Origin of the sequence: Timaviella obliquedivisa GSE-PSE-MK23-08B, assembly GCA_019358855.1 — a bacterium.
Taxonomy (GTDB): Bacteria; Cyanobacteriota; Cyanobacteriia; order Elainellales; family Elainellaceae; genus Timaviella; species Timaviella obliquedivisa.
In genome coordinates, this window is sequence record JAHHII010000010.1 from 44,931 (window position 1) to 65,438 (window position 20,508).

Genomic DNA, 20,508 nt, shown 5'->3' on the forward strand with positions numbered 1-20,508 from the left:
TTATCAAGTCTCCAGCATTTGCAAGCGATATAGGCTGGAGTAAAGTCCACCTTGCTCCAAAAGCTCCTCATGGGTTCCTGATTCTGCAAGGTGACCTTGCTTGAGAACGAGAATGCGATCGACATTCCGAATCGTCGAAAGTCGGTGGGCAATAATAATGGCGGTGCGATCGACCAACAGCGTTTCCAATGCCTTTTGAATAGTGGACTCAGTACCCACATCTAAATTTGCGGTCGCCTCATCCAACACCAAAATTCCAGGATTACGAATTGCCGCACGGGCAAACGCCAAAAGCTGCTTCTCGCCGCCCGATAGATTAGTTCCTCGTTGACGAAGCGGCGTGTCATAGCCTTGGGGCAGTTTGTTAATGAACTGATCAACGTTCGTCTGCTTCGCCGCCGCCTGAATTTCTGCCATTGAGTAGGACTCACCCAGGGAAATATTGCCCTTCACATCCCCCGCAAACAAAAAGCCATCTTGCAAAACAACTGCCATCCGTCGCCGCAGTTCTCCTTGGGGCATATCCCGAATGTCTTGTCCGTCTAACAAAATGCGCCCTTTACTCACTTCGTACAACCGACAAAGTAGGCGAATGATTGAACTTTTCCCGGCTCCTGTCGGACCGACCAGCGCCACTTTTTCGCCAGGATGAATCGTGAAATTAAGATCTCGCAAGACGAATTCATCGGATTTGTAACCAAACCAAACCTGGTCGAATTGGATGGTTCCAGGCGTAGAATCGTCTCGAAGGGACGGCACTTTGATTGAGGTAGAGGAAAGTTGCTCTGGATCACGAATCTCGACGGGTTCGTTTAAGATGTTGCTGACCCGTTCTAATGCGGTGAGTCCCGCTTGCACAGTGGTAAAGCGTTCGGCAAATTGTCGTAAGGGATTAAACAGAGTTTGGGCATAGAGGATGAACGTGGTCAGAATGCTGAAGTTCAGTTCTTGTCGAAGAATGAGAATGCTGCCTAGCCAAAGCACGCCGCCGATCGCCGCCAATGACACCCATTCCAGGGTTGCCGACACTGCCGAATCGTAAAAAATGGTCTTATCGACCTCGGTCATATAGCGTAAATTAATCGTCCGAAACATCTGGGAGTTGAACTGCTCCCGACGGAACAATTGCACGACATTAATGCCCACAATGTTTTCTTGCAACGTCGAATTCAGCGCCGAAAGCTCCTCTCGTGCCGCGTAATTAGAGATGCGATAACGCCCCTGGAAAAAGACAATCAGCCACGTAATCGGCAATAACAACAGCACCAGCATCAATGTCAGCTTCCACTCAAACAATGCCATTGCTGTAATGGTTACCACCATCGTCAGCAAGTCGCTAATAATGCCGATGGTGCCAGTCGAAAACACGTCACCCAAGGCATCAACATCGCTGGTGAGGCGCGTAATCAACCGCCCGACGGGAGTGCGATCGAAAAACCGAGTCGCGAGAGATGTGACATGCTCAAACAGATCATTGCGGATGCTGGCAGTGATTCTTTGTCCGACAACCTGCACTAAGTAGCCTTGGAATCCGCTCAGCGAGAGTTGCACTAACAACGTCGCTGCCAATAAACCAATGAGAACCCTAGCACCCTCAAGAAGCGATCGCCCTTGCAAAAATGCCATGACTGGCTCTTGTTTAGCCAAGGCGACAGCTTGCCCAATAATGATGGGCTGCACAGAACCCGCGATCGCCAAAGGCAAGAGCAATACTAAGGAAATACTCAGCAGCTTCTTATTCTGCTTGGCGTAGGGAATCAGCAGCTTAAACAGTCGTAAGTCAGTCTGTTTGGGCTGACGCTGAGGTTCAGTTTCAGGGAGAGAGGATGCCGGAGTCATGGAAATGGGGGGAGAACGCACGCTCCCTACTGTAACGCAGGTTCTTAACGGGATTTATTTCAGCGCATTACGAAACTCGTTGGCTGCTTCTAGTCGGGATGTTTGAGCCATTAATACACAGCGAGTCAGTAAGTTGATATCTAGTAATGCAAGTTCTGAAATTTCACTATAGGTGATTTTCTCATAGTGATCTTGGCGAAGATGGTAGAGACTGAATAGTCCATCTTGCCAGAACCAAACTTCGGGCACTTGCAAGGCTTGATAGCGCTGAAGCTTCTGGGTTCCACCACTGGTAAAGACGACTTCTATTACCAGATCAGGAATAGGCTTAGACTCTCCAAAGCAGTAGGACTCATCCGCTTGGGCAGACACTTCTCCTTCTCGCTCTTGGGTCATTGCTCCAGTGGGTTCAAATTCAATGTTTTTTTCTAGACAAAACAGCCCAATCAGAAACCCAATCAGCCGACTAAAAACCTCGTGTTCACGTCCCGGCATAAAAATCTCGATCGCGCCGTGATAGTAAGACAGCCGAATGCCTGGAGACTCAGCAAAGCCTGCTTGAATTAGCTTGAACTGGTGCCAACTAATTCCCTGATAAAGAATCCGCTGCTCGGTAGGCTGCTCAAGAAGAAAAGTTCGCATAGTTGCCTGCTCAGTGCGCCGTAGCCTTAATTTTACCTTCTAACCGAAAAAGCCTTTGCTGCTTTATTTCGCTCAATATTTGCAATAATTCCTTCGACCTGAGTTACTCTTATAGGCAACTTTTCCGGGCAAGGCTGTGAAACTCCGCTACCTCATTCCCTTCTTCGATTCCTCAACTCAAGACTGGGCTTTAGAAGCTCGGTTACTGCGATGGATTACCTTTTTGTGGCTGGCGATCGGGCTGGCGGTCATGTTCTCGGCTTCCTATGCCGTTGCTGATGCCCGTTTTGATGATGGTCTGCACTACTTTAAAATTCAGTTGGTCTGGATCACCATTGGCATGTTGGGCTTCAATATTTTGGTGCATTCGCCTTTGCGGATGGTGCTGGGGTGGGCAAATTGGGTTGTACTGCTGCTGCTCGGACTGCTGCTGCTAACGCTGATTCCGGGGTTAGGAATTAGTACTAATGGGGCAACGCGATGGCTGGCGATCGGGTCGGTGGGCATCCAGCCTTCAGAGTTAATGAAGCCGTTTTTGGTGCTGCAAAGCGCCCGCATCTTTGGGCAATGGAATCACTTAAGTTGGCGGGTTCGGCTGACCTGGATGGCTATTTTTTGCCTAGTGCTGGTGGGTATTTTGCTTCAGCCTAACTTGAGTACGACTGCGCTCTGTGGCATGGTGATTTGGCTAATTGCGCTGGCGGCGGGCTTACCCTATCTGTACTTGTTTGGAGCAGCAGGGGTGGGTTTGATGGCGGCGATCGTCAGTGTCAGCATTAAAACCTATCAGCGGCGGCGGTTGATTTCTTTTCTTAATCCTTGGAAGGATGCAACTGGAGATGGGTATCAGTTGATTCAAAGCTTACTGGCGATCGGGTCTGGAGGGTTGACCGGAACCGGGTTTGGATTGTCTCAGCAAAAGCTGTTCTATCTGCCCATTCAAGATACAGATTTTATTTTTGCGGTGTTTGCCGAAGAGTTTGGTTTTTTGGGCTGTATGCTGCTGTTCCTCATGCTAGCGGCTTATGCCACGATCGCCCTCCGAGTAGCGATCAAGACAACACAACCCGTGCATCGCTTAATCGCGATCGGGGTAATGGTGCTGATAGTAGGGCAAGCGCTCTTAAATATTGGGGTAGCAACAGGCGCACTACCCACAACTGGACTCCCGTTCCCGCTGATTAGCTATGGCGGTAGCTCTATGATTTCCAGCTTGCTGACAGCGGGGCTATTGGTGCGGGTTGCCCGTGAGGGTGGCGCTGAGGTTTTGCCCATGCGAAGACGACGGACTGAGGGTAGCGTCAGTTTCTAACTGCGCCTCTAACTGCCTAGCTGCCTAGCTGCCGATCGCGACTTCTTCAATTTCGGCAATAGGCAGCAGAACATCGGTTGCCTGTTGGGTTCTTTGACAGCGCACCACGAATGGACAGGTTGGGCAGTAGCCTTGATGTTCATCGACTTGCGGCAACGAATCACCTGCGGCATAAAGTTTTAACCAGTCTGTCAGTTGTGACAAGATCTGCGCCAAATCTTGCTGGGTTTGTTGATGAAGAGTGGCGTTATATTCAAACCGCGAACTTTGAGGAGTTTTGCCAGGTTCTACAAACCAGTAGGTCATTGAGAGTTGTTCCGGAGCATAATCTGTCGTTTCTGTCAGGACAAAGAGGTAGAGCCGGGTTTGCCAGTTTTTTGCCAGTCGCTCGGCATTTTGGGGACGGGGATAGGTTTTCCAATCGACGATTTGGGCTTGAGTATCGTGAAGGATGAGAAGATCGTAAATAGTGGCGATCGCATATCCATTCCATTCCAATGTCCGACGATGTTCGCTCTGCCGTAGCCTTGCAGGAGCAAACAAATCAGGGGCAGCCTGAACCAAATCAACGACACATTGCTGTAATTGTCGCTCTTCTAGATCAGTAGACAAAGCACGACTCAACCCCAATTCATGCTGCTGCATGAGCAAGTGGAAACGGTTGCCCCGATTAATGTGGTCTTGCTGTTCGGGCGAAGTCGGCGTACTAAATTGATCAAGGACGGTGTGCTGAAATTTCCGAGGACAAGTAGTGAGCAGGTTAAGTTGTCCCTGGGCAAGACGGAGCAGCATGGCGTTTTCCTAGGCTTCGGCAACTTTATCTTTAGCGATTGCCTTGCTAGTTTTGACAACCTTTTTAGTAAAAGTTAGCTTGTGATCGACTACATCGACTTGAATCGTGTCGCCGCCGATGAAGGTATTTTCTAGCAGCTTAGTGGCGATCGCATTTTCCAATTCTTTTTGAATTGCCCGCTTCAAAGGACGCGCCCCATAAACTGGATCAAACCCCACATCAGCAATATGATTTTGGGCAGCAGTGGTTAGCTCAATGCTAATCTTCTGCTCAGCCAACAGCCGATGAATGCGCTGAAGCTGAATGCCTACAATCATCCGCAGTTCCTTAAGGCTTAGGGCGTGGAACATAATAATGTCATCAACCCGATTGAGGAACTCTGGGCGAAAATGAGACTGTAATCCCTTCATTACACGCTTTCTCATTTCCTCGTACTTCGAGTCATCCCCCGAAACATCCAAAATATGTTCACTGCCAATGTTACTAGTCATGACCACAACCGTATTGCGACAATCGACTGTCCTGCCCTGAGAATCGGTAATTCGTCCGTCATCTAGCACTTGCAACAGAATATTAAAAACATCAGGATGCGCCTTCTCAATCTCATCTAGCAGTAAGACTGAGTAAGGATGACGACGGATAGCTTCCGACAACTGCCCACCTTCCTCATAGCCGACATATCCTGGAGGCGCACCCACTAGGCGATTAACGGAATGTTTTTCCATATACTCTGACATGTCAATCCGCACCATGGAGTCGGCGCTGTCGAATAAAGAATCAGCCAGGGCGCGAGCAAGCTCGGTTTTGCCAACTCCTGTGGGACCCAAGAAGATGAAAGAACCAATAGGACGACCGGGATCTTTCATGCCAGCCCGAGCGCGGCGGATAGCAGCGGAGACAGCTTCAACGGCTTCATGTTGACCAATGACACGCTGATGCAAATAGCTTTCTAGTTCCAAAAGCTTTTGCCGCTCCGATTCCATGAGACGGTTGACGGGAATGCCTGTCCACTTGGCAACAATTTCGGCAATGTCTGCCTCGGTGACTTGCTCTCGGAGCAGTGAAGTCCCGCGAGTTTGACTTTCGACAAGGCTGGCTTCTTTTTTCTCTAGCTCACGATGAACGGCTTCTAATCGTCCATATTTTAGCTGGGCGGCAGTGTTGAGGTCGTAGTCGCGCTCAGCCTTCTCAATTTGCCGCCGCAGTTGCTCTTCTTCTTCTTTAAGCGCGTTGATTGCCGATAGTAGTTCTTTCTCAGAGCCCCACTGGGAGCTAAGTTTGTCTTGATCGCGCTTGAGGTCGGTAATTTCTTGCTCGATTTTCTCAAGGCGCTCCTTGGAGGTACGGTAGAATCCTACAGCGATCGCCGATTGTCCTTCCCCTTCTAAAGACAGCTTTTCCATTTCAAGCTGAATCAGACGGCGATCGATAATTTCTAGCTCGACGGGTTTGGAGGTAATCTCCATCTTTAGCTTGGCGGCGGCTTCGTCTACCAAATCGATCGCTTTGTCGGGCAAGAAGCGATCGCTAATATAGCGATCGGACAGGGTGGCAGCAGCGACCAGCGCCGAATCTGCCACCTTAACGCCATGGTGAACTTCATAGCGCTCTTTCAGCCCTCGCAAAATTGAAATGGTGTCTTCTACAGTGGGCTGCCCGACGTAGACCTGTTGAAACCGACGTTCTAGTGCGGCATCTTTCTCAATATGCTTGCGGTACTCGTCAATCGTGGTCGCGCCAATGCAGCGTAATTCGCCCCGTGCCAGCATCGGCTTGAGCAGATTACTAGCATCAGTCGTGCCTGTCGATGATCCGGCTCCAACCACGGTGTGAAGTTCGTCGATAAATAGCACAATGTGTCCAGCGGAACTCGTGACTTCTTTCAGCACTGCCCGCAGCCGATCTTCAAACTCGCCCCGATACTTTGCCCCGGCAATCAGCGAACCCATATCAAGGCTAATCAGGCGGCGATCTTTAAGCGATTCGGGCACGTCGCCGTTGATGATGCGCTGGGCTAACCCTTCCGCGATCGCTGTCTTACCCACGCCCGGTTCGCCAATCAGCACCGGATTATTTTTCGTCCGCCGCGATAGCACCTGTACCACCCGCCGAATTTCCTCATCGCGCCCAATTACCGGATCAAGCTTTCCGGCTTTCGCCTGCTCAGTCAAGTCACGCCCATATTTTTCGAGGGCGGCATAGCTTGATTCAGGCGTTTGATCCTTGACCTTTTGGCTGCCTCGCACCGCTTTAATGGCAGCTTCTAACTTACGAACATCGACCTCGAATGATTTAAAGAGACGGCGACCAATGCGATCGTCCTCGGAAAGCGCCAGCAGCAAATGCTCTACCGAAATAAAATCATCCTGCATTGAGTTCCGGGAAAACTCGGCATTATCGAGCAAAGTATCGAGTCCTTGCCCCAAATAAAGCTGTCCGTTTTCGTCGGGTACTCTGGGTTGGCGTTGGGCAAAGGCTTCGATCTGTTGTTTGAGGCGAATTGGCTCGAGTCCTGCTTTGAGCAACATATTATTGGCAGTTCCCTCTAAGTCGAGAAGGGCGATCGCCACGTGCTCCACTTCTAGCTGCTGATGTTTGAAGCGACGGGCGACATCCTGGGACTTAACGACTGCCTCCCAGGCTTTTTCGGTGAACTTGCTAGGGTCAGTGGGCTGCATACTCAACAGGTAGGAGTTTATATAAATAAGCGTTTCGAGACTTTAAGTATATCAATCTCCGACTAGATTCCCCGCTGACCTGTTTGAATTGCCTCCTTCAATAGAAGTGATGGCGTTGTTTCTTCTTTTGTTAAGCCTGTTAAGCCGCTGTCGCGCTCAAAATAATCATCCACAAACTTTGTCATTTCTGCCATAAATCGCTGAGTTGAGAATAATTGCTTCTGTGCTTTTAAGGATTCTAAAAGGGTAGATTGCTTTTCAGGGCTGCTGAGCACTGCAATAATTTTGGCGATCGCTTCTGCTTCATCTCCAAACAACAACTCCTGATTCTGAGCGCCCACAATTTCCACCTGTCCCCCTTGGCTGCGCACGAACGGAATAACGTCCGCTTTCACCATTTCAGCGATCGAGATTCCAAACGGCTCTTTTTTATAATGAATCCCATATTTACACCGGGTCACCACGTTAACGTAGTCGGCATATTCCAAATTTTCGTACAAGGTGATCCAATCAGCATTCTCTGTCGCTAGTTTTTTAATCGATCGCTCATACTTCAGCGCATAGGTGCCACCGCCACCGCCAGTCAAATGCAGCTTAACGTCAAAACCTTGCGCTCTTACTTGTTGAAGGATCTTAATCACTTGGTCAGGTTGCTTTGCTTCTGTAATTCTGCCACTACAAATAAAAGCGTTTTCCTTGTCCATTTGAGCTTTATTCGGAATATCTAATACTACAGGGGGATACAGAACAGTCGAATCGATGCCATATGTTTTTAGAACAGTTTCATGCACAAGCTGTGAATTAGAAAGGGATGGGTTTTTTTTAAGTTGGGCGATCGAAAAATTAGAGACTTTTTCCCACCACCAATTTCCTTCTAATACCTTCACCCAATGAATGTATTGAATTGTTTTTTTGCCCAAATCAGCCGCATTATAAGCAGAAATCAATAAATCATAATCCTCTTGGCGTGCTTTAATGTGGCGGATAGAAAGGTGAAACAACAGCATTCTAATCTGCTTATTATTAGCAATTAGAAAATCTGTAATAGAGTTAGAAAACTTGGGAAACAAAGATTTTACCCGAATTTTCTGATGGTTTAAGGTGGTGCCATACATTGCATTTAGCCGTTCAAAGTCAATGTCTGAGACGGTGAACAAGGTTAATTCATATTTTTCCTTGAGCGCTTCTAACATCCACAGCGCCACAGTTTCCGCTCCGCCACCCAAAAAAGCAGGATAGTAGACGGCAATTTTTCCTAAAGCTGGAGAGGTCATGCGAGAGTTCCCGAAACGCCACCTCTAAGGTTCCCGCGCTCCTAAAACTTCCAACAAGCTAATCATCGCGATCGATTGGAATCTGTCGTAAATCAGGCATTTGGATCTGCGCTTCTGCTTCCTGCGCTGCTAGCTCTTTATGGGCTTCCTTGATGTCGAGAGGAATGGCGATCGGCACGGGTTTTTCAATCCAGCAGCTTGCAACAGGTAAGGTTTCTTCCAAATCTTCGAGGGGGCGAGGAATCACCATAACGGCATGAAGTTCGCCAATGCGCTCGGCTTCGTGCATTCCCGCTTGAATCGCGATCGCCACATCCGACACGCGCCCCCGAACAATGGCAGTACACAAGCCATCGCCTACCATTTCATAGGCTGCTAACTGCACATCTCCTGCCTTGAGCATGGCATCAGCAGCGCCCACCATTGCCGGAAATCCACGGGTTTCAAGCAAGCCGATCGCCAGATCACTCAAGCGACTATAGCCTTGTTCTGAGACATATTTTGCTAAACGACCGCTGATCGGCAGCACCACCTCAAGATTGGCTAGCGGGCGAGAAATCACAGATTTTGAGATGAATTGTCCAAATTGCTCAGCAACAGCGGCTCCTTCCTCTACAGCTATCCGCACGTCAGAAATTCTGCCCCGCACCACGGCAGTACAATACCCACTGCCAATTTTTTCGTAACCCACCAAACGCACAGACGACGACTTCAGCATCATGTCGGCAGTGCCCACGATCGCCGGAAAACTGCGGGTCGAAACCATGCCCAGCGCACTTTCACTGACAATCGGCTGCTGCTGCGACCCTTGCGGTATCTGCGGAGCAGTGCGCCGGGGTGCAGATTGCTTAGCGAGGGCTGAGTCTCGTGCCTCCATTGTGCTTCTCCAAGTAGCTCCCGAAGTGGGGCGGTCTTCTTAATCTTAAGAGATTTAATCGTCTGAGGATGGATTATCGAGTTTTTGATTCTCGAGCTTTTGTTGATGGGGAAACATCATCACCATCATTCGTTCGAGATAGACCTGTCCATGAACTGGCTTGGCTTTGCCGTTCTCCTTCGCAGGGACAGCATCACTATTTTCGGCTTGGGCTGGAGATGAAATTGGCGATGGGGCTTCGGCTGCAACAAATGGAGGGGTAGAAAAATCTTGAGGTTGAGTCGAAGCGTCTTGACGACTGCGATCGCCAATTATAGCGCCAGGCGGAACCGTATATTCTGGTTCAATAGTACTATCCATCACGGTTGCTCTGGAACCGATGCAAGCATTCGCCCCAATTTTGCCGCTGCCTAAAACCAATACGCCACTGCCTAAAGTCACTCCAACATCGATTTCCAAAGTACCGCCGTGGGCATGAAGCACGCAGCCGCTACCAATGCTGACTCCAGCAGCAATGATTAAATGACACTCATAATCAGCTTGAAGCATGACATTAGGCGCGATCACTGCCCTGGCGTCAAGGGTGACATTGCCACTGATGTACAAGTGGTCATCGCTGATCAAGGGCGATCGCGGCAGGTGCATTCGATAAAGCTGTTAAGGTGGATAAGATTCCGAAATTTTAACGCTAAAAGCTTCTTGCTCTTTTGAAGAGTTGGAAGCTTTTAGCTTCTCTACGGTCGTTGAACAATGATTTCGGACACTCGCCGTTTAGTCTTAGTATCTATACCAACCACACGAACGTACGCGCCACTATTCTCTGCTAGACAGCGCTCGAGGGCATTGACCACATCTCCGCCTTGAATAGGTGGGCAGCTTGTCCAAGAACTCGTTTGGAAACGGCGCTTATCGGCGTACTCGGCGGCAATTCTATAGCCCTGAGACACCATTTGCCGAACTTGGGAAACAACTTCAGGCTTAAGATGACTCTTACCGTTGCTGCCAGAACTACTGCTACTTCCGCTAGAACCATAGCCACTACCAGTAGCATAGCTATTGCTGGGGGCTGGAGATGCATAGGCAGGTGCAGCATGACCGTTGCTAGTAGGAGCGCCACCGGGACGCTGAATCACGACTTCAGAAACACGAGATCTGGTTTTAGTGTCAATGCCAAAAAGGCGAACATATTGACCGCTATGCTCAGCCAGACAAGTTTGCAAAGCGGCGATCGCGTCTGATTCACGGCTGGCTTGAATGGGTGAACAGCTATTCCAAGCATTAATCTTGAAGCGACGTGGATCGGCGTGCTCAGTCCCTAACTTGTAACCCTGAGACACAAAATAACGGATTTTTTCAATGACTTCAGGAGCCAAACCAGAGCCACTGGGCGCATGGTTATAGCTTTTGGGCGCACTGTAACTATTGTGGCTGGAAGTATGGCTAGAGGAACTAGGAGGAGCAGAAACCCGACCTAGAGCGGCATCGCCAGGGCGTTGAATGACAAGCTCCGAGACGCGCTGCTTTAACCGAGTATCAATTCCAAACAAACGAACGTAATCACCACTATGCTCTGACAAACATTTCTCTAGCCCAGCCAATACATCTCCTTCACGGCTAGACTGACTGGGCGTGCAGCTATGCCACGCATTGATTTTGAAACGACGCGGATCGGCATGTTCAGTACCAATCTTTAAGCCTTGGGAAAGGAGTTGACGGACACGCTCTACGACTGCTGGATCTAAACGAGTATTTTGCATTTGACTGAAATTAGAGGTAGAGGAACTGGAATCGCTGGCTGGACTGGAAGCGTCTGGGGCACTGTGCCCATTCAACGCTTTTTCTAACTGCGTACGAACTGGAGTGATGCAGGCTAGGTTCTCAGCACAGTGATAGCCAGACCTAAGTGCATCGTTAACGCCTACCACTTGGGTGGCAAACTGACGATCTTCTGCCTGTACGTTGGGCAGGCGATCGGCTTGTTGCTGAGTTGTGATGATGGAACCAGAGGGAACATATTTTCCTGGGGGAAGGGTCACATCTTGAATTAAGACATGCATCATCACCACACAGCCATCACCGATATGAGCATTAAATACAGTCGATCGAAAGCCAATAAAACAATCGTTACCCACATAAGCGGGGCCATGAATCAGCGCCATGTGGGTAATCGTGGTATTTCTGCCAACCCAAACAGAATAAGGACTTTGGTCATCTCCTTCAACCTTGCCTTGCTGTAGCCCATGAATGACTACCCCATCTTGAACCTTTGTGCCGGTGCCTAGATGAAAGGAGTTCCCTAACTCGGCACGGATGGAAGTTCCCGGTGCAATCATGACGTTTGCACCAATGGTCACGTCCCCAATGATGTTTGAGAAAGAGTGCACGTAGGCAGTTTCATCAATTTTGGGTTTGGGAAGACTTCTAGACCAAGGATTTAGAGGTGCAGCCAAGCCGCTAACCATAGACTTCTCCTGAAGGGGCAGAAATTAGCTCGATTTTTAAGGATTTTCTCTGAATAAAACGGATTAAAACAAGTGCCTATCCCTCAGAGAAAATCGCTTAACTTACCCATTGCAGGCTACCGATCGCGGTCGCGCTTGTCATAGAACCGGAGGTTATTAACACTAACAGTGTCGATAATGCCAACGACTAAGGCATCAAGAGGGCGAGAATCGCCACCGGGAGTCTGCCTAGCGGCGCTCCCCCGACTCACTAATACCCATTCATCAATGCCTGCTCCAACGCTATCCGCTGCGACCTCGTAACCGGGAACCGGATGCCCTTCATCATCGATGTACTGCACGACCAGGAACTTAACGCCCGTTAGGCTATATTCCTTTTGGGTGCTGACAACGGTGCCACAAACTCTCGCGATTTGCATCAGATTAGTTCGCTGCTAAGCTCGCTATTAGGGGCGACCGATAGGACGGATGCCGCTGACGCTTTCCCGGAATGCTTCTACAGCCTCGGTGTAACGGATAGGCAGGACGTATTCTAGGTTTTCGTGGGGACGCGCAATAATGTGGGTAGACAAAACTTGTCCGCCATTGACCCGCTTAATGTTTTCAATGCCAGCTGCAACCGAAGCTTGCACTTCGGAAACATCACCTCGGACGATCACAGTGACGCGACCGCTGCCGATTTTCTCGTAACCGACCAACGTAACGCGGGCGGCTTTCACCATTGCGTCTGCTGCTTCCACAACTGCGGGGAAGCCTAATGTTTCTACCATTCCAACTGCGATCGCCATCTTGAAATCTCCCTTCCAGTGATTCTGTAAACAATCAAAATTTGCTGCATAAATAATTAATCCCATGAGCCAGAGATGACCCATCGGATAGTTTCTATGAGCGGAACTGATCTACCGCTTCGGTGTAGCGAATTGGTAAAACATACTCAAGGTTTTCGTGGGGACGCGCAATGATGTGTGTTGATAGCACTTCACCACCGTTGACTCGCTTGACGTTCTCAATGCCAGCAGCCACAGAAGCCTGAACTTCAGAAACATCACCCCGCACAATGACGGTAACGCGACCACTTCCAATTTTTTCGTAACCGACTAGGGTAACCCTAGCTGCCTTGACCATGGCATCCGCTGCTTCTACAACAGCAGGGAACCCTCTTGTTTCAATCATTCCAACCGCAATTGGCATCGCTTATTTCCTACGAGAGACGTATCATTGAACAGAAGTAAATAGTGACTGAAAATTTCAACGGAAGACCCGACTTTGGATTTTCAGAAAAGCATTTCAGAATTCCCAAATTAACCATACAAGGCTGCTTTGATCTTTGGCAATATAATTCAGAATGATTGTTTTTATAACATTGATAATTCTGAGTTATTGGAAAAGCTCACACATTCAACCCTGTTCTCCTTGCTTTCGTTCAGCCATTGAGGGCTAAAAACAACAATAGAAGCTGTTTTGGGTTGCCTGTGGACAGTGGAAACCTTGAGACATGACAAAAGGCAGTTGGCTTAAGAAGAACTGCGATCGCAGCATTTCTCAACTAACTACGTTGGAAAAATATTTTGAAAACCTATCAAAAACGGCTCATCTAAAAATGATGAAGCTTTTGATGAGATATCCTCGGTACTGCTTCCAAATTACGACTGTCAACGATTTTAATTTAGTCCGCCATGAGAACTAATCATATCATCGATAAGTCAATGATTATTTGTTTGATCTTGTCCAAAACATTCGGTAATTAAGCTCAACATTTTGTTAGACAAAATTAGAAAACGAGACAATATAAAGAGTTTATTAAAAACTGGTAACATATTATCTAGCAGAAATTTCAAAGTCTACACCTGTTTCCCTGAACGTCCTATGCGGGCACATCAGAGGGTGATCGTCCTACTCTCTCCTATTGGGGCGCTCTGTCAGGTGTAGGAATGACTTTCTCAGGCTATGGCTACATTTAACAACTATTTTTTGTTTAAGGAAAGCGCTTGATGAATCAGCTCCTCGCTCAGACTAGCTGGTGGGTTCCTCTCTACGGTCTTATTGGTGCAATTTTGACCCTACCCTGGTCAGTGGGGCTAGTTCGACGAACGGGGCCTCGACCTGCGGCTTATTTTAATGTACTAATGACCTTCCTGGCTTTGGTGCATAGCGCCCTTGTGCTTCAGGCAGTTTGGGATCAGCCGCCGCAGCGCCAGGTTATTCCTTGGCTCCATGTGGTTGATCTTGATCTATCTATTGCGCTAGAAATCTCGGCAGTAAGTATAGGAGCGGCGTTGCTGATCACGGCACTGAGCCTAGTCGCACAAGTTTTTGCGCTGGGCTATTTAGAAAAAGACTGGGGCATTGCTCGGTTCTATGCGCTCATGGGCTTTTTTGAGGCGGCAATGAGCGGTATTGCCCTTAGCGATTCGCTGTTTTTAAGCTATGCTCTGCTAGAAATGCTTACCTTATCAACTTATCTGTTGGTGGGATTTTGGTATGCTCAGCCTTTAGTGGTTACTGCGGCGCGAGATGCGTTTTTGACCAAACGGGTGGGCGATTTGCTGCTGCTGATGGGAGTCGTGGGGCTCTCGACCCAGGCAGGCAGTTTGAACTTTACTGATCTAGAAGCCTGGGCACAAACGGCTGAGTTGGCTCCGCTTACCACAACGCTTCTGGGACTAGCTCTAATTGCTGGGCCCACTGGGAAATGCGCTCAGTTTCCGCTAAACCTCTGGTTAGATGAAGCCATGGAGGGCCCTAACCCGGCTTCTATTTTACGGAACTCAGTAGTAGTCGCTTCTGGGGCATATGTATTGATTCAATTACAGCCAATCTTGGCATTATCGCCTGTAGCACTGAATGCACTGATTGTGCTGGGGACGCTAACTGCGATCGGGGCTTCTTTTGTGTCGATCGCCCAAGTCGATGTGAAGCGATCGCTCTCCCACTCCACGAGCGCTTACCTCGGTTTGGTCTTTGTCGCGGTGGGAATGCAGCAAAGTGATGTAGCGCTGCTATTTCTCTTTGCCCATGGCATTAGTAAAGCCTTAATGTTTATGAGCGTTGGCTCGGTGATTCTCACTACTAGCACTCAAGACTTACGCGAACTGGGCGGGTTAGCCTCACGAATGCCTGCGACGGCGGCAGCCTTTGTCGTTGGTGCGGCGGCATCCATTGCGCTTATTCCCCTGGGCAGCTTTTGGGCGATGCTGGAATGGGCAGATGATCTGGGGGCAACAAGTTTTTGGTCGGTGGGTGTGCTGCTGTTAGTCAATGGGATGACAGCATTTAACTTAGTGCGGGTGTACGGGCTAATGTTTGGGGGCAAGCCCCAACCTAAAACCCGCCGAGCTCCCGAGGTTCCTTGGTTAATGGCGGTGCCAATGGTGGCAATGACGGTGTTTACGCTGCTGGCTCCCCTAATGTTGCAACAGTGCCAGCTACTACCCACTTGGGAAACCCTAAACTGGACGGCGATGGGATTGTTGGTGCTGTCTAGTGCGATCGGCTGTGGCTTGGGCGGGTTGATTTATCTGAATCCGGGCTGGGAAAAACCAGTAGATCTAGTCAGCAAGCCAATTCGAGATATTTTGGCATATGACTTTCGGATGGAGCGGTTGTATCAGATCAGTGTCGTGTTGGGGGTCGTGCAGAGTTCGCGGCTAACGGCTTGGTTTGACCGATACATTGTTGATGGTCTGGTCAATTTCATGGGGGTTGCTTCAATTTTTAGCGGCGAGAGTTTGAAGTATACGATTTCAGGTCAGTCTCGTTATTATCTACTGACGTTGTTTACCGGTGTGCTAGTTGCATTGACAGCGTTAAGCTGGTCGTTTTTAGGGTCGCCCCTGACGGCGATCGCCCAGGCTTTTAGCTTTCGCGCTATTTAGCCTGTGATTTTAATGATTACGTTTGCCCCGTTCGCTTTTCTAAGCCACAGGATTTATCATGCTAAGCCCTTTGATTTGGGCACCTTTTTTAGGTGTTGTGTTGATTGGTCTGTATCCTCAGCCATTGCTGCCCAGCCGTGCCCGTCAGTTGGCACTGGCGATCGCCACACTGACTTTATTCTGGTCGATTTACGTTGCCACTCAGTTCAACATTGGGCAAGCTGGCTTCCAGATGCAAGAATCACTCCCCTGGATTGAACGTCTGGGTTTGACCTATCAGCTAGGGGTGGATGGACTGTCGATGCCGTTGATGCTGATGAATAGCCTGCTGACCTGGATTGCAATTTACAGCAGCGATGCTCAGATTAGTCGCCCTCGGCTTTATTACATTTTGGTGCTGGTTTTGGGTGGAGCGGTGGCAGGTGCTTTCTTAGCGCAAAACCTGCTGTTATTCTTCTTGTTCTATGAGGTGGAGTTAATTCCTCTCTATTTGATCATTGCGATTTGGGGTGGTGCGCGTCGGGGGTATGCCGCTACCAAGTTTTTAATTTATACCGCTTTTTCGGGTGTGGTTATTTTGGCAGCGTTCTTTGGGTTGTCGTTTCTCAGTGGCTCGTCGAGCTTTGACTATGAGGTGCTGCGATCGCAAGTTTTACCGCTCAGCAGTCAACTGATTCTGTTGATCACTCTATTTATTGGCTTCGGCATTAAAATTCCCATTGTTCCTCTCCACACTTGGCTCCCCGATGCTCACGTTGAAGCGCCAACGCCTGCATCAGTGCTACTCGCTGGCGTGCTGTTGAAGCTGGGAACCTACGGGTTACTGCGGTTTGGGTTAGGGTTGTTTCCTGATGCTTGGCAGGTTTTATCGCCGTGGCTGGCGTGGCTGGCTGTAGTCAGCGTGCTATACGGATCTTTGGCAGCGATCGCCCAAACTGACATGAAGAAAACTGTAGCGTATAGCTCGGTTGGGCACATGGGTTACATTCTTTTAGCAAGTGCAGCCGCAACTCCGCTTAGCTTATTGGGTGCAGTTGCCCAGATGATCAGCCACGGCTTAATTTCTGCCCTGCTATTTTTGTTGGTCGGCGTAGTCTACTCTAAAACCGGAACCCGTGATATTAATGCTTTGCAAGGCTTGCTGAATCCAGAGCGCGGGATGCCGTTGATTGGTAGTCTTATGGTCGCGGGTGCGATGGCAAGCGCTGGAATTCCAGGAATGGTAGGGTTCATTGCTGAGTTCATCGTTTACCGCAGTAGTTTTCCAGTGTTTCCAGTGCCGACTCTGCTGTGTATGGTGGGGACGGGTTTAACTGCTGTGTATTTCTTAATCTTGATTAACCGAACATTTTTTGGGCGGTTGCCAGAAACGCTGGCAAATTTGCCGCGTGTGCGGTGGCAAGATCGATTACCTTCAGCGATCGTGACGGTTTTAATTATTGCTTTAGGGCTACAACCCAACTGGATGTTGCGGTGGAGTGAGGCAACCACAACGGCGTTAGCTCCGATCGCTGGGCATGTGGCGTTAGAGGTTTCGGTAAAATGAAATTGGCTATCCTATCGTCTTGACTTTTTGAATTCAATTTTTAACCCTAAATTTTATCCCTCCGATGCTGCCAACTCTTAACCTACCTGCTTCAACCCATCCCCTCGCTCATATTATCGATCGCCTAGAAAACGGCGGGGCTTTGCTGCCAGAATCGCCAGAGAATTTAATGGAAGTGGTTGGCGTGCTCAAAAGCTACGGAGTAGTGATAGGAGCTTATCATCGCAATTTGACTTATATTGCCGACCACCAGTTTTTAGTGCTGTTTCCATTCTTCAAATATTTCAATGGAGAAGTCACGTTTAACAAGCTATTGAGGCATTGGTGGCACGATCGAATCAATTACGAGTTTGCTGAATACTGCATGAAGGCGATGTTTTGGCATGGCGGCACGACGTTAGATGCTTATTTAGATAGCCCTGAATTTGATGAAAAAGTGGGACGGGCGATCGCGGCTAAAGTAAGTAGTAGTCCGATGGGCGCTATCAATTCTCTGCTTCCTGATTTTTTGCCCGAACAAGTCCGTCTTTTGGCTTATTACAGCGCTTTAGGGCAGTTCTGGAACGTAATGAGTGAGATGTTCTTAAATCTTTCCGATCGCTATGACCAAGGTGAGATCAAAACCATTACCGATGTCGTGGATCACGTTTTGCAAGGTTTGGTTGCGGCAGCGAATCAGCCCATTACCTACGCCGTAGAAATTAAAGGCAAAACTTACGATATTATTCCCGAATCCGCAGGGCTAAAGTTTTTAATGGATACGGCTGTGCCCTACGTTGAGGCAGTCTTTTTCCGCTCATTTCCCTTCTTTGGTACAGTCTCTTACAATGCTCAAGCAGGACAAATTCCCGATGAGCAGGCAGGCTTTAATTACGGGGTACTGTACGCTGATCCGCTCCCTGTGGGTGGGGCAGGCATTCCGCCAACGCTGCTCATGCAAGATATGACGCACTATTTACCAGATTATCTACGTCAGTTTTATCGCAAGGGGCTACGGGGTGAAGATGATCTGCGAGTGAAAATTTGTATAAGTTTTCAAAAGTCAATGTTTTGTGTCACGACGGCTGTCATTTTGGGTTTGATGCCTCATCCGGATGCCACTGATTTGCAGCAACAACGGGTGAATCGGCAGTATTTAGAAGGATGGATGGATCGACTGGTAGATTCACGGTTATCTAGCATTCAGTAAAATTGCTGGATTCAGTTTGAATAAGAACTTCGATTCATATGGGTAAATACCTTGGCTTGGCAAATCAATTAGTGATGCTAGCCGCTTGTTCGATTGTGATTTTGCTGTGCGTTTGGGCTGGTGCTTTGGTGTCAGCGTCGTTCTGAAGGGTGGTTGGGTGCGCCTGCCATGCTGTTAATAAATGGGCAACCGTCAAAAATTCCGTTGGCGATCGTGGCGGTTTTAGGCGTTGCGTTTCCGCTAGTAAGATTGTCATTGTCTACAGATCTCTTCCTACGTAAGTCCTACAAAGTAAACATTCCAGTTTTGCGCAGTAAATCTAAAAATGTAAAGACTGCGGGTGGATGCAGAGTACTGGCTAAAACGGCCGCACCCACGACTCGCTCTAGGGGTTCTGGAAGCGATCGCACCACGATGCCATCGGGAATTGGCATGGCGGTTAGTTTGGGCAAAATCGCTGCCCCCAACCCTTGTGCCACCATGCTGACAATGGTGGAATCTTCTTTAATTTCATACGCTACTTTTAGCGATTGCCCCCACTTTGCCCAATGCTTACGCACTGCTGAGGTGCATTCAGCATAGTTATACAAAATGAAGGAATAGGTCGATAGTTCTTCCCAGGTCAGGGTTGGAGAAACTGTTTCTGCCGACTTTGGGAGTAGCACCACAAACTCATCTCTAGCAATTTCCCACGTATCAAATTCTTCCGAGCGAGGTAAGGGTACCAAGCCGATGTCAACCTGTCCTTCGCGCAGTGCCCGCTCTACCCCTAAAGGATCTGCCTCCGTTAGGGTCACTTCAATGCGGGGAAAACGCTGACGAAACTGCACCATGAGCGGTGGCAATAGATGAGTGGCGGCGCTGCGAAAAGATGCTACTCGGACGCTGCCGCCTTGTAGTCCTTTAGCCAGGTTGACCTCGTAGTCGATGCTTTCGCAGCATTGAAGAATTTGGCGGGCGTGGGCAATTACCCGATCGCCGACTGGGGTAGGACGGGCACCGAACCGTCCTCGCGTTAGGAGCGATACGCCGAGGTGGTCTTCGAGGGCGGCGATCGCCCGGCTTACAGCAGATTGTGAAATATCGCACTTTAAGGCTGCTGTCGAGAAACTGCTCTCCTCTACTACGGTCAATAAAATCTGTAGGTGGAAAATGTTTATAGAATGCATCTATCCAGTTTCTGCATAGATAGGAGTCGGGATCGGTTTTGTTTCTTAAAAGATGCCGAGGTTAACGTGATGTCATGACTGTTAACGTATCGTAATCTTTTATCCGGTGTCATGTTTACCCTCATCCCCTACCAAAAGTTTCGAGATACTCCTAGCGTCCGTTTTTTTGATATCACGATCGCCAATTCTAATGCGCGAGATCTAGTGTTTCATGAAGGCGCAGCAGTAAGTCCTAATAACTCCGCTGCGGGTCACTGGCAGTTTTATTTACACCCTAATCAGCAGGATAATCTGTTGGCGTTGACGGGTGGTCGAACTTTTTACCTGGTCAATTTTTCGTGGAAAATCCCGTTTCACATTGTGCGGCTGAAGGCAAATGGAGATATTCTCCAAATTCCTCCGGGCACCTTTCACCGATCTGTTTCTGATCAAGAAGGTTCTTTGGTATTAAATCAAGCGGTGCGGACTGCTCGGGCGACGGTGGCGAGTGAGTTTCGGGTTTATAATAGCGGCGAAATTCCTCGGCTTTGGCGAGTGACGGCTAGGGGTGCTCCGGCTCCAAAGACTCATGGATTTGAGGAGTTTGGGCGGTTGCGGGTTGCTTGAGGTTTTTGAGTGCTGCTTGAGTGGGATGCTTTGGATGGTGGGCGGCTGTGCCGCAATTCGGGGGACTTCCCCCCGTACCCCCGCGATGTGGGGTCCTAACTCCCCCACGCCCCCCGAAAGGGATGGCTGAGTTTGTACGTTCGTTATTTAGAGTTAATTCAGGTTCTTAAATTTGGGTTCTGGAGTGCTTTTTGCTGGGTGGTGGGGGAGACATAGCCGTCTGATGCGGGAAGTTGAAGGGGAATA

19 protein-coding genes are annotated in these 20,508 nt (G+C 49.0%); 6 read left to right on the plus strand and 13 right to left on the minus strand.

Features of this window, described 5'->3' with window-relative positions:
- Positions 1–3 precede the first annotated feature (3 nt).
- Positions 4–1,839, minus strand: coding sequence for an ABC transporter ATP-binding protein/permease (locus KME11_16805; protein ID MBW4516872.1), 1,836 nt, complete (start codon positions 1,837–1,839; stop codon positions 4–6).
- 54 nt (positions 1,840–1,893) lie between these two features.
- Positions 1,894–2,481 (minus strand): Uma2 family endonuclease, encoded by a 588-nt coding sequence (locus KME11_16810; GenBank protein MBW4516873.1) that lies wholly within the window; start codon positions 2,479–2,481, stop codon positions 1,894–1,896.
- Positions 2,482–2,617: 136 nt separating this feature from the next.
- On the opposite strand from KME11_16810, the gene KME11_16815 reads away from it, so the two are divergent.
- Positions 2,618–3,793, plus strand: coding sequence for an FtsW/RodA/SpoVE family cell cycle protein (locus KME11_16815; protein ID MBW4516874.1), 1,176 nt, complete (start codon positions 2,618–2,620; stop codon positions 3,791–3,793).
- Positions 3,794–3,817: 24 nt separating this feature from the next.
- Here the strand turns inward: KME11_16815 and KME11_16820 are convergent, their stop codons facing one another.
- The 9 genes from KME11_16820 to KME11_16860 form a co-directional block, all read right to left on the minus strand.
- The gene (locus KME11_16820; GenBank protein MBW4516875.1) at positions 3,818–4,585 is read right to left on the minus strand and encodes a PD-(D/E)XK nuclease family protein; all 768 of its coding nucleotides are present in this window, start codon (positions 4,583–4,585) and stop codon (positions 3,818–3,820) included.
- Between the two features lie 9 nt (positions 4,586–4,594).
- Positions 4,595–7,264: an ATP-dependent chaperone ClpB gene (gene clpB / locus KME11_16825; protein MBW4516876.1), complete on the minus strand. Its 2,670-nt coding sequence runs from the start codon at positions 7,262–7,264 to the stop codon at positions 4,595–4,597.
- Between the two features lie 62 nt (positions 7,265–7,326).
- The gene (locus KME11_16830; GenBank protein ID MBW4516877.1) at positions 7,327–8,538 is read right to left on the minus strand and encodes a glycosyltransferase; all 1,212 of its coding nucleotides are present in this window, start codon (positions 8,536–8,538) and stop codon (positions 7,327–7,329) included.
- Between the two features lie 58 nt (positions 8,539–8,596).
- Positions 8,597–9,415, minus strand: coding sequence for a BMC domain-containing protein (locus KME11_16835; GenBank protein MBW4516878.1), 819 nt, complete (start codon positions 9,413–9,415; stop codon positions 8,597–8,599).
- Between the two features lie 54 nt (positions 9,416–9,469).
- Positions 9,470–10,060 carry a hypothetical protein gene (locus KME11_16840; GenBank protein ID MBW4516879.1) on the minus strand — a complete coding sequence of 197 codons (591 nt, stop codon included), beginning with the start codon at positions 10,058–10,060 and terminating at the stop codon, positions 9,470–9,472.
- Positions 10,061–10,149: 89 nt separating this feature from the next.
- Positions 10,150–11,877, minus strand: coding sequence for a ribulose bisphosphate carboxylase small subunit (locus KME11_16845; GenBank protein ID MBW4516880.1), 1,728 nt, complete (start codon positions 11,875–11,877; stop codon positions 10,150–10,152).
- A gap of 116 nt (positions 11,878–11,993) precedes the next feature.
- Positions 11,994–12,296 (minus strand): EutN/CcmL family microcompartment protein, encoded by a 303-nt coding sequence (locus KME11_16850; GenBank protein MBW4516881.1) that lies wholly within the window; start codon positions 12,294–12,296, stop codon positions 11,994–11,996.
- Positions 12,297–12,323: 27 nt separating this feature from the next.
- On the minus strand, positions 12,324–12,665 hold the full coding sequence (locus KME11_16855; GenBank protein ID MBW4516882.1) for a carbon dioxide-concentrating mechanism protein CcmK: 342 nt from the start codon (positions 12,663–12,665) through the stop codon (positions 12,324–12,326).
- 94 nt (positions 12,666–12,759) lie between these two features.
- Positions 12,760–13,068: a carbon dioxide-concentrating mechanism protein CcmK gene (locus KME11_16860; protein MBW4516883.1), complete on the minus strand. Its 309-nt coding sequence runs from the start codon at positions 13,066–13,068 to the stop codon at positions 12,760–12,762.
- A 304-nt stretch (positions 13,069–13,372) separates the two neighbouring features.
- Here KME11_16860 and KME11_16865 point away from each other — a divergent pair, with 304 nt between their 5' ends.
- The 4 genes from KME11_16865 (at position 13,373) to KME11_16880 (ending at position 18,487) form a co-directional block, all read left to right on the plus strand.
- Positions 13,373–13,564 (plus strand): hypothetical protein, encoded by a 192-nt coding sequence (locus tag KME11_16865; protein MBW4516884.1) that lies wholly within the window; start codon positions 13,373–13,375, stop codon positions 13,562–13,564.
- 304 nt (positions 13,565–13,868) lie between these two features.
- Positions 13,869–15,752: an NAD(P)H-quinone oxidoreductase subunit F gene (locus tag KME11_16870; GenBank protein MBW4516885.1), complete on the plus strand. Its 1,884-nt coding sequence runs from the start codon at positions 13,869–13,871 to the stop codon at positions 15,750–15,752.
- A gap of 58 nt (positions 15,753–15,810) precedes the next feature.
- A complete protein-coding gene (locus tag KME11_16875) occupies positions 15,811–17,298 on the plus strand; it encodes an NADH-quinone oxidoreductase subunit M (protein MBW4516886.1) in 1,488 nt (495 codons plus the stop codon).
- 64 nt (positions 17,299–17,362) lie between these two features.
- The gene (locus tag KME11_16880) at positions 17,363–18,487 is read left to right on the plus strand and encodes a CO2 hydration protein (GenBank protein MBW4516887.1); all 1,125 of its coding nucleotides are present in this window, start codon (positions 17,363–17,365) and stop codon (positions 18,485–18,487) included.
- Between the two features lie 64 nt (positions 18,488–18,551).
- Here the strand turns inward: KME11_16880 and KME11_16885 are convergent, their stop codons facing one another.
- Both KME11_16885 and KME11_16890 read right to left on the minus strand, forming a co-directional pair.
- The gene (locus tag KME11_16885; protein ID MBW4516888.1) at positions 18,552–18,743 is read right to left on the minus strand and encodes a hypothetical protein; all 192 of its coding nucleotides are present in this window, start codon (positions 18,741–18,743) and stop codon (positions 18,552–18,554) included.
- A 28-nt stretch (positions 18,744–18,771) separates the two neighbouring features.
- Positions 18,772–19,647 carry a LysR family transcriptional regulator gene (locus KME11_16890; GenBank protein ID MBW4516889.1) on the minus strand — a complete coding sequence of 292 codons (876 nt, stop codon included), beginning with the start codon at positions 19,645–19,647 and terminating at the stop codon, positions 18,772–18,774.
- 120 nt (positions 19,648–19,767) lie between these two features.
- On the opposite strand from KME11_16890, the gene KME11_16895 reads away from it, so the two are divergent.
- A complete protein-coding gene (locus KME11_16895) occupies positions 19,768–20,262 on the plus strand; it encodes a redox protein (protein ID MBW4516890.1) in 495 nt (164 codons plus the stop codon).
- Positions 20,263–20,508: the final 246 nt, after the last annotated feature.

Excerpts from the sequence above, each read along its gene's own strand:
- KME11_16855 (MBW4516882.1), bottom strand. The coding sequence starts at position 12,665 with ATGGCGATCGCAGTTGGAATGGTAGAAACATTAGGCTTCCCCGCAGTT.
- KME11_16810 (MBW4516873.1), bottom strand. The coding sequence starts at position 2,481 with ATGCGAACTTTTCTTCTTGAGCAGCCTACCGAGCAGCGGATTCTTTAT.
- KME11_16870 (MBW4516885.1), top strand. The coding sequence starts at position 13,869 with ATGAATCAGCTCCTCGCTCAGACTAGCTGGTGGGTTCCTCTCTACGGT.
- KME11_16840 (MBW4516879.1), bottom strand. The coding sequence starts at position 10,060 with ATGCACCTGCCGCGATCGCCCTTGATCAGCGATGACCACTTGTACATC.
- KME11_16865 (MBW4516884.1), top strand. The coding sequence starts at position 13,373 with ATGACAAAAGGCAGTTGGCTTAAGAAGAACTGCGATCGCAGCATTTCT.
- KME11_16880 (MBW4516887.1), top strand. The coding sequence starts at position 17,363 with ATGCTGCCAACTCTTAACCTACCTGCTTCAACCCATCCCCTCGCTCAT.
- KME11_16820 (MBW4516875.1), bottom strand. The coding sequence starts at position 4,585 with ATGCTGCTCCGTCTTGCCCAGGGACAACTTAACCTGCTCACTACTTGT.
- KME11_16875 (MBW4516886.1), top strand. The coding sequence starts at position 15,811 with ATGCTAAGCCCTTTGATTTGGGCACCTTTTTTAGGTGTTGTGTTGATT.
- KME11_16830 (MBW4516877.1), bottom strand. The coding sequence starts at position 8,538 with ATGACCTCTCCAGCTTTAGGAAAAATTGCCGTCTACTATCCTGCTTTT.
- KME11_16860 (MBW4516883.1), bottom strand. The coding sequence starts at position 13,068 with ATGCCAATTGCGGTTGGAATGATTGAAACAAGAGGGTTCCCTGCTGTT.
- KME11_16805 (MBW4516872.1), bottom strand. The coding sequence starts at position 1,839 with ATGACTCCGGCATCCTCTCTCCCTGAAACTGAACCTCAGCGTCAGCCC.
- KME11_16845 (MBW4516880.1), bottom strand. The coding sequence starts at position 11,877 with ATGGTTAGCGGCTTGGCTGCACCTCTAAATCCTTGGTCTAGAAGTCTT.
- KME11_16835 (MBW4516878.1), bottom strand. The coding sequence starts at position 9,415 with ATGGAGGCACGAGACTCAGCCCTCGCTAAGCAATCTGCACCCCGGCGC.
- clpB (MBW4516876.1), bottom strand. The coding sequence starts at position 7,264 with ATGCAGCCCACTGACCCTAGCAAGTTCACCGAAAAAGCCTGGGAGGCA.
- KME11_16885 (MBW4516888.1), bottom strand. The coding sequence starts at position 18,743 with ATGACAATCTTACTAGCGGAAACGCAACGCCTAAAACCGCCACGATCG.
- KME11_16895 (MBW4516890.1), top strand. The coding sequence starts at position 19,768 with ATGTTTACCCTCATCCCCTACCAAAAGTTTCGAGATACTCCTAGCGTC.
- KME11_16850 (MBW4516881.1), bottom strand. The coding sequence starts at position 12,296 with ATGCAAATCGCGAGAGTTTGTGGCACCGTTGTCAGCACCCAAAAGGAA.